This is a genomic window from Phycobacter sedimenti, assembly GCF_038148855.1.
GTDB classification, from domain to species: Bacteria; Pseudomonadota; Alphaproteobacteria; order Rhodobacterales; family Rhodobacteraceae; genus Phycobacter; species Phycobacter sedimenti.
In genome coordinates, this window is sequence record NZ_JBBVGR010000002.1 from 260,795 (window position 1) to 273,882 (window position 13,088).

11 protein-coding genes are annotated in these 13,088 nt (G+C 61.8%); 8 read left to right on the forward strand and 3 right to left on the reverse strand.

The window, feature by feature from the left end; genetic code table 11:
• Positions 1 to 27: 27 nt before the first annotated feature.
• On the reverse strand, positions 28 to 984 hold the full coding sequence (locus AADA15_RS04335; RefSeq protein WP_341640317.1) for an NADPH:quinone oxidoreductase family protein: 957 nt from the start codon (positions 982 to 984) through the stop codon (positions 28 to 30).
• A gap of 351 nt (positions 985 to 1,335) precedes the next feature.
• On the opposite strand from AADA15_RS04335, the gene AADA15_RS04340 reads away from it, so the two are divergent.
• The 3 genes from AADA15_RS04340 to AADA15_RS04350 all read left to right on the forward strand — a co-directional run bounded on the left by AADA15_RS04340 (position 1,336) and on the right by AADA15_RS04350 (position 4,032).
• A complete protein-coding gene (locus AADA15_RS04340; protein WP_341640318.1) occupies positions 1,336 to 1,707 on the forward strand; it encodes a helix-turn-helix domain-containing protein in 372 nt (123 codons plus the stop codon).
• 69 nt (positions 1,708 to 1,776) lie between these two features.
• Complete coding sequence (hisN, locus tag AADA15_RS04345; protein ID WP_341640319.1) at positions 1,777 to 2,568, forward strand: histidinol-phosphatase; 792 nt, start codon at positions 1,777 to 1,779, stop codon at positions 2,566 to 2,568.
• A gap of 123 nt (positions 2,569 to 2,691) precedes the next feature.
• A complete protein-coding gene (locus AADA15_RS04350) occupies positions 2,692 to 4,032 on the forward strand; it encodes an 8-oxoguanine deaminase (RefSeq protein ID WP_341640320.1) in 1,341 nt (446 codons plus the stop codon).
• A 2-nt stretch (positions 4,033 to 4,034) separates the two neighbouring features.
• Here AADA15_RS04350 and guaD read toward each other — a convergent pair whose 3' ends face one another.
• Entirely contained in the window at positions 4,035 to 5,345 is a 1,311-nt protein-coding gene (gene guaD / locus AADA15_RS04355; protein ID WP_341640321.1) for a guanine deaminase, read from the reverse strand.
• 133 nt (positions 5,346 to 5,478) lie between these two features.
• Here guaD and mgtE point away from each other — a divergent pair, with 133 nt between their 5' ends.
• The 4 genes from mgtE (at position 5,479) to AADA15_RS04375 (ending at position 10,333) form a co-directional block, all read left to right on the forward strand.
• On the forward strand, positions 5,479 to 6,867 hold the full coding sequence (mgtE, locus tag AADA15_RS04360) for a magnesium transporter (RefSeq protein ID WP_341640322.1): 1,389 nt from the start codon (positions 5,479 to 5,481) through the stop codon (positions 6,865 to 6,867).
• 28 nt (positions 6,868 to 6,895) lie between these two features.
• A complete protein-coding gene (locus tag AADA15_RS04365) occupies positions 6,896 to 7,459 on the forward strand; it encodes a 5-formyltetrahydrofolate cyclo-ligase (protein WP_341640323.1) in 564 nt (187 codons plus the stop codon).
• 95 nt (positions 7,460 to 7,554) lie between these two features.
• Positions 7,555 to 8,373: a TIGR00282 family metallophosphoesterase gene (locus tag AADA15_RS04370; protein ID WP_341640324.1), complete on the forward strand. Its 819-nt coding sequence runs from the start codon at positions 7,555 to 7,557 to the stop codon at positions 8,371 to 8,373.
• Between the two features lie 181 nt (positions 8,374 to 8,554).
• Positions 8,555 to 10,333 (forward strand): SLC13 family permease, encoded by a 1,779-nt coding sequence (locus AADA15_RS04375; RefSeq protein ID WP_341640325.1) that lies wholly within the window; start codon positions 8,555 to 8,557, stop codon positions 10,331 to 10,333.
• 7 nt (positions 10,334 to 10,340) lie between these two features.
• Here the strand turns inward: AADA15_RS04375 and AADA15_RS04380 are convergent, their stop codons facing one another.
• Complete coding sequence (locus AADA15_RS04380; protein WP_341640326.1) at positions 10,341 to 12,116, reverse strand: SLC13 family permease; 1,776 nt, start codon at positions 12,114 to 12,116, stop codon at positions 10,341 to 10,343.
• 215 nt (positions 12,117 to 12,331) lie between these two features.
• Between AADA15_RS04380 and AADA15_RS04385 the strand changes: the two genes are divergently transcribed.
• Positions 12,332 to 13,072 (forward strand): YebC/PmpR family DNA-binding transcriptional regulator, encoded by a 741-nt coding sequence (locus AADA15_RS04385; RefSeq protein WP_341640327.1) that lies wholly within the window; start codon positions 12,332 to 12,334, stop codon positions 13,070 to 13,072.
• Positions 13,073 to 13,088: the final 16 nt, after the last annotated feature.

Below are 13,088 nucleotides of genomic sequence, written 5' to 3' on the forward strand. Positions count from 1 at the left end.
TTCACCGTCGCGAAGGTGCCGGGTGGTTTACGGCGTGATCACCACTTTCCCGGTCGAGGCGCGGCTGCGCAACAGTTCCATGCCCTCGGCAACCTTCGACAGGGGGAGCACATGGCTGATATGGGGCTTGATCCGGCCGGCCTGGTACCAGTCAAACAGAGTTGAAAAAGCGGACTGCATCACTTCGGGCCGCGCTTTCAGGTATCCGCCGATGTAGAACCCGATCACGGTGAGGTTCTTGACCAAAAGGTGGTTGGCCGGGATCTGGGGCACCTCTCCGCTTGCAAAGCCGATGGGCAGAAGTCGCCCGCATGGATTGGTGGCCCGGAAGGCCGCCTTCCACACCGGCCCACCCACCGCATCGTAGACCACGTCGGCTCCGCCAAGGTCCTTGACGATGCTGCGCAGGTCTTCGCTGTCGTCGATCAGGTGGTCGGCACCTGCCTGTCGGGCGACCTCCAGCTTGTCGGCGCCGCGCGCATGGGCAATGACGCGCGCGCCCATCAGCTTGCCAACCTCCACGGCTGTCAGGCCAACGCCGCCGGCCGCTCCGGTCACCAGGAGTGTTTCTCCCGGCTGCAGGCGCGCGCAGTGATCCAGCGCAACCAGGCTGGTGCCATAGGCGATCTGCAGGGCGGCTGCGTCTTCAAAGCTCATGGCATCTGGGATCCGCACGGCGCGGTTGGCATCAAAAGCGCCGACTTCGGCCAGACCGCCCTGACCGCAATAAACCGCGACCCGGTCGCCAATCGAAAAGCCTGTCACGCCGTACCCCAGCTCGCTGACGGTGCCCGCAACTTCAAGGCCGGGCACGAACGGAGGCTCTGGCGTGTCCTGATAGGTTCCCTTCTGCATGAGCAGATCGGCAAAGTTCAGCCCGCAGGCAGCAATTTCGACTCCGATCTGGCCGGGACCCGGTCGGGGGGTGGCCAAATCCGCCAGCTGCGCAGGGGTGTCAAAGCCGGTTACAAGGTAAGCCTGCATCATATCCTCAAACGGTTGCGTCCAGTGAGTGATTCGCGTGGTGACTGTTTGACAACAGTTGGTTGGAATTCACCTCACTATTTATGGGGAGGACGTATTTCATATGTTATTGGTCAAATTAGCATGACAAAATGCCACATGAAATCATGCATTTGGATGTCCCGGCTTGTTGCGGGTCCAAGTGAGGCTTGAATTCAACCGTGGAGGTCGTAAGGTCTTCTGCAAGGTTGAGCCTTTGTCGCAGTTTGGGGCGGTTCGCTAAGGTGGATCGAACGCGATATCCATGCGGATTTTGTAGAACATTGCGGCTGATCTGGCCCTAACCACTTTGGTATAACTAGGAGATGGCACATGGCTCATCCAGTAGATGTGCATGTCGGCAAGCGGATTCGTCACCGCCGCTGGCTGATTGGTATGACACAGCAGCAACTTGCCGAAAAAGTCGGGATCAAGTTCCAGCAGATTCAAAAGTACGAAACCGGTGCAAACCGGGTCAGCGCATCCAGGCTTTGGGATATTTCCGATGCGATGGAGGTTCCTGTCAGCTTCTTCTTCGACGGTCTGCAGGAAGATGGAAAGGCTTCGTCTGAGGCTGGTTCCGTGCCCGAGGATCTGATGGGGGACAAGGAAGCTCTGGACCTGGTGCGCTCCTATTATGCGATCCCCGAGAACCAGCGTCGGCGCCTGTTCGAACTGGCCCGTGTTCTGAGCGACGCAGCCTGAAATGCAAAAGACCCCTGAGGGGTCTTTTTTTTGTTGTATTCGGCTGGGCGCAATGGCACCGGCTAGATTATGACAGATGTTTCTCTTTCCGACCTCGATGTCGCACATCGTGCCGCTGATGCGGCAGCTTCCGTGATTCTTCCTTATTTTCGCCAGCGCGGCCTTGGGGCCGAAAACAAGCTGGAGGCGGGGTTTGACCCGGTGACCGTCGCCGACCGTGAGGCCGAGCAGGCAATCCGAGCCGTGCTGTCTGAGCTGCGTCCCGAGGATGGGATCCTCGGAGAGGAGTTTCCACCGATCGAAGGTTCCTCCGGGCGCACCTGGGTTCTTGATCCGATCGACGGCACCCGTGGCTTTATCAGTGGCACACCCACCTGGGGTGTGCTGATTGCGCTGTCTAATGCACAGGGCCCGGTTCTGGGCGTGATCGATCAGCCCTACACGGGGGAGCGGTTTGTCGGATCTGCCGATGTCGCGCAGATGTCGGGGCCGCACGGCGTTGCCGAACTTGCCACCCGAGGCACCCGGTCGCTGGAACAGGCGATCCTTTTCACGACATTTCCAGAGGTCGGCACTGCCGAGGAACGCGCAGGCTTCGAGCGTGTCTCGCGCGAAGTCCAACTGACCCGTTATGGAATGGACTGCTACGCCTATGCCTTGCTGGCCGCCGGTCATATCGACCTTGTGATCGAGGCGGGCCTCAATGCCTATGACATTCAGGCACCCATCGCGGTAATTGAGGCTGCAGGCGGGATTGTGACCAACTGGCAGGGCGGTCCGGTTCACGACGGTGGTCAGGTTCTGGCCGCGGCAAACGCGGATCTGCATGCCCTGGCCCTTGGGCTGCTGCAAAACGCCTGAAACAGGCTTGAGCACGCGACGGGGGATGCGATATCGTGACCTAGGTCCGAGTCCTTTGCCCCTGTTCTGTCGGACCCTCTTCACACTTCAAAACCGAAACGGGCGACATAGGAGTGTGAAATCATGCAGGATATCCTGATCGAAAAGGCCATGACCGTCATCACCATGGATGATGCGGGCAGTGTACTGCATGACGCCGACGTGCTGATCCGGGGCGGTCAGATCGCGGCGGTCGGGCAGGGGTTGGTCACCTCTGGTGAGCGCGTGTCGGGGAAGGGTTGCGTTGTAACGCCAGGCCTGGTGAACACCCATCACCATCTTTACCAGAACCTCACCCGTGCGGTGCCGGGCGCACAGGATGCGCTGCTGTTTGGCTGGCTCCAGCGGCTTTATCCGATCTGGGCGCGGTTCGGCCCGGAAGAGATGTACGTATCGGCGCAGCTGGGGCTGGTGGAACTCGCGCTGTCGGGCTGTACGCTCAGCTCGGACCACCTTTATCTTTATCCAAATGGGGCGCGGCTGGAAGACACGATTCATGCCGCCTGCGAAGTGGGCCTGCGCTTTCACCCGACGCGCGGTGCCATGAGCATTGGCGAAAGCAAGGGTGGCTTGCCACCCGACAGTCTGGTCGAGGAAGAGAGCGCGATCCTTGAGGACATGATCCGCGTGGTGGATGGTTTTCATGACGCGGGCGAAGGCTCCATGTGCCGGGTGGGGCTGGCGCCGTGCTCGCCTTTTTCGGTCAGTCGTGAATTGATGCGCGACGCGGCCCTCCTGGCGCGCGACAAGGGTGTGATGCTGCATACGCATCTTGCCGAAAACGACGAGGATATCGCCTATAGCGAGGCGCAGTTCGGCTGCCGCCCCGGCCAATATGCCGAGGAACTCGGCTGGACCGGGGGCGATGTCTGGCACGCTCATTGCGTGAAGCTGGACGCGGCTGAGATCGACCTGTTTGCCCGCACGCGCACGGGCGTCGCCCATTGTCCCTGCTCCAACTGCCGCCTTGGCAGCGGCATTGCTCCGGTACGGGCGATGCGGGATGCTGGCGTGCCGGTGGGGCTGGGAGTGGATGGCTCTGCGAGCAACGACATGGCGACGCTGATCGGCGAGGCGCGTCAGGCGATGCTGTTGCAACGGGTGGCAAACGGCGCAGACGCCATGAGCGCCTACGAGGCGCTGGAAATCGCCACGCGTGGCGGCGCCGATATTCTGGGCCGCCACGATTGCGGGCGGCTCAGCCCCGGCAAACGCGCCGATGTAGCCGTCTGGGATGTGACGGGCGTGGCCTCCAGCGGCAGCTGGGATCCAGCCGCGCTGCTGTTGGCAGGGCCTGCGCAGGTGAAGCACCTGTTTGTCGAGGGGCGGCAGATCATCTCTGACGGAGAGGTGACCAGCATCGATCTGCCGAATCTGCTGGAGCGGCACGGGCGCCTTGCCCGTGCGCTTGCCGCGCAGGCCTGAGTTCAGACCCTGCGCCCGCCGATCCAGACCTGGCTGACAGCCCGGTCATCGCCCATCATGATGGTGGCAAAGGCGGCTTCCCATATGTCCGCCGCGCGGGCGGCGCGCTGGGCGATCGCGGGGGTGGAGGCGAGATCCAGAACCACCAGATCGGCGTCCATGCCCGGGGCGATGTTTCCGATTCTGTCGTCAAGGCGCAGTGCGCGTGCCGAGCCTTGCGTGGCCAGCCACAACAATTCGGCTGCGTGCATCGGCGTTCCGCGCAATTGGCCGATCTCATAGGCCGCCGCCATGGTGCGCAGCATCGAAAAGCTGGAGCCGCCGCCGGTATCGGTGGCAAGGCCAATACGATGTCCATCGGCCATCAGCCCGGCCATATCGAACAGGCCGGATCCGATGAAGGTGTTCGATGTCGGGCAGTGCACCAGTGCCGCATCATGTTCGCGCAGGCGGTCCCGCTCACGCGGCTCAAGGTGGATCGCATGGCCATAAATCCCGCGCCCGCCCAAAAGGCCAAAGGCTTCGTAGGTGTCGAGATAGTCGCGCGCATCCGGGAACAGGTTTTTCACCCAGGCGATCTCGTCCGTCTGCTCGCTGAGGTGGGTCTGCATCAGGCAATCCGGGTTCGCCGCCCAGAGTGCGCCCATCGCTTCCAGCTGTTCGGGCGTGGAGGTCGGGGAGAACCGCGGTGTGATCGCATAGGATAGCCGGTCCACCCCGTGCCAGCGGGCAATCAGCGCGGTGCTGTCGTCATGGGCGGACTGGGGCGTGTCCTGCAGCCCTTCGGGGGCGTTTCGGTCCATGCAGGTCTTGCCCGCAACCACACGTTGCCCCCGCGCCCGAGCGGCGGAAAAGAAGGCATCGACGCTTTCGGGATGGATGGTGCAATAGCTGCAGACCGTGGTGGTGCCATGGGTGGCGGTCAGGTCCAGATAGCGCGCGGCGACCGCATCGGCATAGGCGCGGTCCCCGAAACGCATTTCTTCGGGGAAGGTGTAGCTGTTCAGCCAGTCGATCAGCCGCTTGCCCCAGCTGGCGATGATCGCTGTCTGCGGATAGTGCACATGGGCATCGACAAATCCCGCCAGGATCAGCTTGCCCGTGTGATCGTGGACTTCGGCGCCAGGGAACTGGCCAAGTACGTCATCAAACGTGCCAACAGCGGCGATGGTTCCGCGGTGCAGAGCGACAGCCTCGTGCAGATGGGCTGCCTCTTCCGGGCGTTCCTCGGCAAAAGGGTCCCGGTCGAAGGACAGAACCTGCCCCCGCAGGATGCGCGCAGCAGCTCGGTCCGTGCTCGTCTTGGTGCTCATTGTGTCATGTGCCTTCCCGTGAAATCGCGGTCACAGGATACGCGCAGGCTTTCGGTCGGTAAATTGCGTCATTGTCATTGTTTTTCGGTAGCTGCTTCTTCTATTCATGGGGCGACGAGAAAAGGGGCAGCTCATGAGCACTGACGGCGACATCATCGGAAGCGACACCGGCCCTGAAGATGCCTACACCCTCGATCGTCGGCATGTTGCACAGATCCTTTATGCGGTGGATACAAATGATCAGGCGCGTCTGGCTGAGCTTATGGAGCCGCTGCATGCGGCGGATATCGCCGACCTTTTGGAGCAGATCAACTCTTTCGACCGGGCCCGGCTGATCCGCCTTTACGACCGTGAGTTCGATGGTGAGATCCTGTCGGAACTGGATGAGTCGATCCGCGAGGAGGTGATCCTGCTCCTGACGCCTCAGGTGCTGGCCGAGGCGGTTCGGGAACTGGACAGTGACGATGTAGTCGATCTGGTCGAGGATCTTGAAGAGCCGCAGCAGGAAGCCATTCTTGATGCGCTTGAGGATTCGGACCGGATCGCGGTCGAGCAATCGCTGAGATACCCGGAAAGCTCGGCCGGCCGCCTCATGCAGCGCGAAGTCGTGATGGCGCCCGAACACTGGTCCGTGGGCCAGGCGATCGATTTCATGCGCGAGCGCTCGGATCTTCCGGATCAGTTCTATCATGTGGTCGTGGTCAATCCGCGTCTGCATCCCGTTGGCAATGTGACGCTTGGGCGGATCATGTCCTCGCGCCGGGATGTGGCGCTGAGCGATCTCTTCGAGGACACCTTCCAGGTGATCCCGGCCGATCAGGATGAAGAAGACGTCGCCTATGCCTTCAACCAGTACCACCTGATCTCGGCCCCCGTGGTCGACGGGGAAGGGCGCCTGGTCGGCGTCATTACCATCGACGATGCCATGGCTGTGCTCGACGAAGAACACGAAGAAGATATCCTGCGCCTCGCCGGTGTGGGCGAGGGCAGCCTGTCGGACAGGGTCATGGAAACGACAAAACAGCGGTTGCCCTGGCTCGCGGTCAATCTGGTCACGGCGGTTCTGGCCTCCATGGTGATCGCCCTTTTCGAGGATACCATCGCGCAGTTCGTGGCGCTTGCCGTGCTGATGCCGATCGTGGCCTCGATGGGCGGCAATGCGGGCACCCAGTCGCTGACCGTTGCCGTGCGATCGCTGGCGACGCGCGACCTCACGGGCTCGAACGTCTGGCGCGTGATCCGACGCGAAGCCTTGGTTGGCCTCGTGAACGGGCTGATCTTTGCCGTGGTCATGGGGGCTGTTGGAATTGTCTGGTTCGGCTCGCCTCTGCTGGGGGCGGTGATCGGCGTCGCGATGGTGATCAATCTGGTCGTTGCCGGTCTGGCAGGCACGGCTGTTCCGGTCATCCTCGAAAAGATCGGGGTGGACCCGGCTCTGGCCTCGGGCGCTTTTGTGACGACAGTGACCGATGTCGTTGGCTTTTTCGCCTTCCTGGGGCTGGCTGGTCTGGTGCTGCTGTAAGCAGGGGCACCCCAAGAGGGAATTCGGAATGACACCACTGACGGACATCAAGGCTGAGGCCCGCAAGGCTGCATTCTTACGGCGCAAGGCGGCGTTCGAGATGCGAAAACCGGGGGCAGCCGGGCACCTGTCCGAGGTGCTGGCCGGGTATCGCGGAGTTCCCCTGGCGGGCTATATGCCGATCCGCACCGAGATCGATCCCTTGCCCGCCATGGCCGAAGCTGCCGCCCATGGCGATGTGGGCGTGCCGGTGATCGAAGGTCAGGGGCTGCCGCTCAGGTTCAGCCGCTGGCAGCCCGAATGTGCGCTCCGGGATGGCCCCTTTGGCGCCAGGGTGCCCGTGGTGGATGATTTCTTTGAGCCCGAGATCGTGATCGTGCCCCTTGTGGCCTTTGACCTGAACGGTGGGCGGCTGGGCTATGGTGGTGGCTTTTACGATCGCACCCTTGAAAGGCTGCGCGCGCGTCGGGCCACCCTTGCCGTCGGGTTTGCATTTGATGCCCAGCAGGCAGAAAGCCTGCCGCTGGAGCCGACCGACCAGCCGCTTGACATGATCGTCACCGAAAGCCGGATCGTCCAGTTGCCGCGCTGAGCGGCGCGCAATGTGACTTCGTCTCCATACGAAAATGCTGGCCGATCCTGGCGGAGGGCTTGCTCTGCCGGGCTGCGCTGCCTAGGAGAGAGGCCATGAGAATACTGTTTCTAGGCGATGTGATGGGCCGCGCCGGGCGCCGCGCCATCACCGAGAACCTGCCGCGCTTGCGCCAGGAGTGGCGACTCGATTTCGTTGTGGTCAATGGGGAAAATGCCTCTAACGGCATGGGCCTCAGCGGGGATCATGCAAAGGCGCTTCTGGACGCCGGTGCGGATTGCCTGACGCTGGGTGATCACGCCTTTGACCAGAAGGATATGCTGCAGTTCATCGAAAAAGAGCCGCGCATCATCCGTCCCATAAATTTCGCCAAGGGCGCACCGGGGCGGGGGCATCGGTTGTTCAATGCGCCGGGCGGGCGCAAGGTGCTGGTGACGCAGGCGCTGGGTCAGGTCTTCATGAAACGGGCTTATGATGATCCGTTCGGCGCAGTCGAAGGTGTGCTCAAGGCGCACCCGCGCGGCGGGCTGGCTCAGGCGGTGATCGTCGATATGCACTGCGAGGCGACCTCCGAAAAAATGGCGATGGGGCACTTCTGCAATGGCAGGGCCTCGCTTGTGGTGGGGACGCACACACATGTTCCGACGGCCGACGCGCAGATCCTGTCAGAGGGCACGGCCTATCTGACGGATGCGGGCATGTGTGGCGATTATGATTCCGTCATTGGCATGGAAAAGGCGGAACCCATGCGGCGGTTCCTGACGGGCATGCCGAAAAGCCGGTTCACTCCGGCGAACGGCGAGGCGACCCTGTCCGGTGTCTACATTGAAACCGACGACAGAACCGGGGCGACCAAGCTCATCCGCATGGTGCGCAATGGCGGCCTTCTGCAAAAGGATGGACCCGGCGACTGATCTGTCGAACATCGGTTCCGAGGGCTTCGGTCCTGCCGTGTAAACACCCGGATTCTGTGCTTTTGATTCAGCGGGATTACGCAAGCTCTTGCCTCCCCATTTCGGATCGGGAACACTCTGTGCTGGCGCGTTCTGATCCCATGGGCGTCTCCAGTTCAACGAATGTGAGTTATTGCCGGATATGCAGGTTTTTCAAATTGCGGAGAACGGGAACGCCTTTCTCGCTCTATTGATCGTCGTGGGTATGTTTCTGGCCTTCCTCAAGGAAAGCTACCCGACCGAGGTGGTGGCCCTCGCGGGGGTGTCGCTGATGCTGGCGACCGGGGTTCTGCCTTATGATGCGGCGCTTCCGGTGCTGTCGAACCCTGCGCCCTGGACGATTGCGGCGATGTTCATCATTATGGGCGCCCTGGTGCGCACCGGGGCATTGGATGCCTTTACGCAGGTTGCGCGCAAACAGGCAGAGGTGAACCCCCGGCTGGCGATTGCCCTGTTGATGGGCTTTGTTGTTGCAGCGTCTGCCATCGTTTCAAACACGCCCGTTGTTGTCGTGATGATACCGATCTTCATCCAGATTGCGCGCACGCTGGATGTCTCTGCCTCCAAGATGCTGATCCCGCTCAGCTATGCGGCGATCCTGGGTGGGACCCTGACCCTGATCGGGACCTCGACCAATCTGTTGGTGGATGGCGTGGCCCGGGCGCAGGGGCTGGCGGCGTTCACGATTTTCGAGGTGACCCCCCTTGGGCTGATTCTTGTGATCTGGGGCATGATCTATCTGCGCTTCATAGGGCCGCGCCTGCTGCCCGAGCGCGACAGCCTGGCAGATCTTCTGAGCGACCGCTCGAAGATGAAGTTCTTCACCGAGGCGGTGATTCCGCCTGACAGCAACCTCATCGGGCGTGAAGTGACCGGTGTTCAACTGTTCAAACGCCCGGGCGTGCGCCTCATCGACGTGATCCGCGGCGATGTCTCGTTGCGGCGCAACCTCAAAGGCGTGGAACTGCAGGTGGGGGATCGCGTGGTGCTGCGCACCCAGATGACGGAACTTCTGAGCCTGCAGCGCAACAAGGAGTTGAAGCGGGTCGACCAGGTTTCGGCGGTGGAGACCAAGACGGTCGAGGTTCTGGTCACGCCCGGCTGCCGACTGGTGGGGCGGTCCCTCGGTGCGATGCGCCTGCGCCGCCGCTATGGGGTCTATGTGCTGGCGGTGCACCGGCGCAACCAGAACATCGGAGTGCAGCTGGATGACCTCGTGGTGCGGGTGGGCGATACGCTGCTTCTGGAGGGGGCACCTGCCGACATCCAGCGCCTTGCCGCCGATACCGACATGGCCGATGTTTCGCAGCCCACACAGCGGGCCTATCGCCGCAGCCATGCCCCATATGCCATTGCGGCACTGATCGGGATCGTGGTCATGGCGGCGCTTGGAGTGGCTCCGATCCTGATGCTGTCGATCATCGCGGTGGCGCTGGTTCTGGTCAGCCGGTGCATCGATGCGGATGAGGCGTTTTCCTTCATCGACGGACGGCTTCTGGCGTTGATCTTTTCGATGCTGGCGATAGGTGCGGCGCTGGAAAGCTCAGGCGCGGTTCAGATGATTGTCAACGCCATTGCGCCGGGCCTGTCCATGTTGCCGCCGTTTCTGGTGGTCTGGGCCGTCTATCTTTTGACTTCGGTCCTGACGGAATTGGTCTCGAATAACGCGGTGGCCGTGGTGGTTACCCCCATCGCAATCGGATTGGCGCAGGCGATGGGGCTGGATCCACGTCCTCTGGTGGTGGCGGTCATGGTCGCGGCCTCGGCCTCCTTCGCAACGCCGATCGGTTATCAGACGAACATGCTGGTCTACGGTCCCGGCGGCTACAAGTTCGCTGATTTTCTGCGCGTTGGCATTCCCTTGAACCTCAGCATCGGTCTGTTGGCCTCGGCAGTTATTCCACTCATCTGGCCGCTCTGACGTCGCCCTACATTGGCCAGAAGATCAGGATGGCGGGGATCGAAACGGCTACGATCAGGATCTCCAGTGGCAGGCCGATGCGCCAGTAGTCCCCAAAGTGGTAGCCGCCCGGCCCCAGAACCAGCGTGTTGTTCTTGTGACCGATGGGGGTGAGGAAGGCCGCAGAGGCTGCAACGGCGACGGCCATCAGGAATGGGTCGGGAGAGACACCAAGCGCGTTGGCCATCTGGATCCCGACAGGCGCTGCGACAATCGCGGTGGCGGTGTTGTTCAGGACATCCGACAGGGTCATTGTGACCACCATCAGAACAGTCAGAATCGCCCAGGCAGGCAGGCCCTCCGTAAGACCGATCAGACCGCTTGCAATCAGCTCGGTGCCGCCTGAGCTGTCCAAAGCGGCGCCAAGGGGAATCATTGACCCCAAAAGCACGACCACGGGCCACTCCACATGATCATAAATCTCCGCCACGGGCAGGATTTTGGCCAGGACATAGGCGATGGCAACAAGTCCCAGTGCGACCGGCAGGTAGACGATCCCGACGGATGCGGCCAGAACGGCAGCAGCAAAGAGACCGATGGCCAGCCAGGTCTTGTCGTTGGCGGTCACGGCAAGGCCACGTTCGGCCAGCGGCAGACAGCCCAGCCACTCGGTCACGTCGGCGCCGCGGTCGCGTGGGCACAACAGCAACAGGATGTCCCCAGGTTCAATCGTCGTCTGACGGATATGGCTGGTGAGCCGACGACCCTGCCGTGAGATACCCAACAGAACTGTGCTTTGCCGCCAGGCAAGGCCGACGCCCTGGGTTGTGCGACCATTGACGCGGGATGTCTCTGGCACCACCACTTCGACCAGCTCAAGCCCCTCGCCGGCTGCGGTCAGTTTTTCCTGCCGTGCGGCATCGGCAAAATCGAGAGACAGGGCGGTGCGGAACTCGTCCAGGGCCTCGGGCGTTGCCTCGATGACCAGCGTATCGGCTGCCCGCAGGCTGTAACCGCTGGCCCGGCCATAGATCCGCTTGCCATTCCGGATCAGGCCGAGGATCGCGACATCGGCCTTTTCCGCTTCGCTGTCCAGCTCGCCAAGCCGTTTGTCGATCAGGGCAGAGCCCTCGGGCACGGTCAGCTCGGCAATGTAATCGGCGATCTGCGCTTCGGAAGCTCCGGCGGCGTTTTCGCGCTGGGGGATCAGGCGCCAGCCGATCAGTGCCACAAAGGCAAGACCGGCGACCGAGGCGACCAGTCCGACCGGAGCGAAATCAAACATTTGAAACGGCGCGCCAAGGGTCTCCTGCCGGATCGAGGCGATGATGATATTGGGGGGCGTGCCGATCAGTGTGACCATACCGCCAAGGATCGTCGCAAAGCTGAGCGGCATCAGGCTGAGGCCCGGCGCGCGGCCTGCTTTTCGCGCTGTCTGGATGTCGACGGGCATGAGCAAGGCCAGCGCGGCAACGTTGTTCATGAAGGCCGACAGGACCGCGCCGATCCCGCCCATGAGAGCAATGTGCAGTCCCAGTGCGCGGGTGCTGTCCACCAGGGTTCGGGTGATCAGAAAGACCGCGCCGGACCGCACCAGCCCGGCCGAAACCACCAGAACAAGGGCGACCACCAGCGTGGCCGGGTGACCAAAACCGGCAAAGGCGTCCTTGGCGGGAACCACGCCCACCAGGACGGCCACCATCAGAGCCGAGAACGCGACAAGGTCATACCGGAAACGTCCCCATAGCAGCATTGCAAACACGGCTCCAAAGATCGCAAAAAGAATGCCTTGATCCAATGTCATTCGCCTGTTCCCTGAGTGTCCAAAGCTGCACGTCGCCGAGGTGTGGATTCAGTCTTGCCGAAAGCGGTGGCAGATACCAGCGGATGTCGGGTCTTTTGCGCCCAAGGCCATTTCCTGCCTCGCCGCACAGTTGCCAGCAATCTCTTGCGGCCCGCAAGACCTGCCTGTATCAAACGCCCCGACACGCAAAAACCGCTAAGAATGGAGACTGGCGCATGGCAGGCCACTCAAAATGGGCGAATATTCAGCACCGCAAGGGGCGCCAGGACGCGGCGCGCTCGAAACTCTTTTCCAAACTGTCCAAGGAAATCACCGTGGCCGCGAAGATGGGCGACCCGGACCCGGAAAAGAACCCGCGTTTGCGGCTGGCCGTCAAAGAGGCCAAAAGCCAGTCCGTGCCCAAGGATGTGATCGAACGCGCGATCAAGAAATCGCAAGGGGGCGATGCCGAAAGCTATGATGAGATCCGCTATGAAGGCTATGGCCCAAATGGTGTTGCGGTGATCGTCGAGGCCATGACCGACAACAAGAACCGCACCGCCTCAAACGTGCGCTCCACCTTCACCAAGAATGGCGGCAACCTGGGCGAGACCGGCTCGGTCGGTTTCATGTTCGAGCGCAAGGGCGAAGTGACCTATCCTGCCTCCGTTGGCGATGCGGATACCGTTATGATGGCCGCTATCGAGGCGGGCGCCGAAGATGTGGAAAGTTCTGAAGATGGCCATATCATCTATTGCGCGGACACTGATCTCAATGATGTCTCCAGCGCGCTGGAGGCGGAACTTGGCGAATCCGAGTCGACCAAGCTGATCTGGAAGCCGACCACCACCACCGAGCTGGATCTAGAAGGCATGCAGAAGCTGATGAAACTGGTGGATGCGCTGGAAGACGATGACGACGTGCAGCGCGTGACCACCAACTTTGAAGCCTCCGATGAGGTGATGGCGCAGCTTTGACGGCGCGCCGCATCTG

What these genes read in the sequence shown, in the direction of transcription:
- AADA15_RS04350 (WP_341640320.1), top strand. Translation starts at nt 2,692, where the DNA reads ATGCAGGATATCCTGATCGAAAAGGCCATGACCGTCATCACCATGGAT.
- AADA15_RS04385 (WP_341640327.1), top strand. Translation starts at nt 12,332, where the DNA reads ATGGCAGGCCACTCAAAATGGGCGAATATTCAGCACCGCAAGGGGCGC.
- mgtE (WP_341640322.1), top strand. Translation starts at nt 5,479, where the DNA reads ATGAGCACTGACGGCGACATCATCGGAAGCGACACCGGCCCTGAAGAT.
- AADA15_RS04380 (WP_341640326.1), bottom strand. Translation starts at nt 12,116, where the DNA reads ATGACATTGGATCAAGGCATTCTTTTTGCGATCTTTGGAGCCGTGTTT.
- AADA15_RS04335 (WP_341640317.1), bottom strand. Translation starts at nt 984, where the DNA reads ATGCAGGCTTACCTTGTAACCGGCTTTGACACCCCTGCGCAGCTGGCG.
- AADA15_RS04365 (WP_341640323.1), top strand. Translation starts at nt 6,896, where the DNA reads ATGACACCACTGACGGACATCAAGGCTGAGGCCCGCAAGGCTGCATTC.
- hisN (WP_341640319.1), top strand. Translation starts at nt 1,777, where the DNA reads ATGACAGATGTTTCTCTTTCCGACCTCGATGTCGCACATCGTGCCGCT.
- AADA15_RS04340 (WP_341640318.1), top strand. Translation starts at nt 1,336, where the DNA reads ATGGCTCATCCAGTAGATGTGCATGTCGGCAAGCGGATTCGTCACCGC.
- AADA15_RS04375 (WP_341640325.1), top strand. Translation starts at nt 8,555, where the DNA reads ATGCAGGTTTTTCAAATTGCGGAGAACGGGAACGCCTTTCTCGCTCTA.
- AADA15_RS04370 (WP_341640324.1), top strand. Translation starts at nt 7,555, where the DNA reads ATGAGAATACTGTTTCTAGGCGATGTGATGGGCCGCGCCGGGCGCCGC.
- guaD (WP_341640321.1), bottom strand. Translation starts at nt 5,345, where the DNA reads ATGAGCACCAAGACGAGCACGGACCGAGCTGCTGCGCGCATCCTGCGG.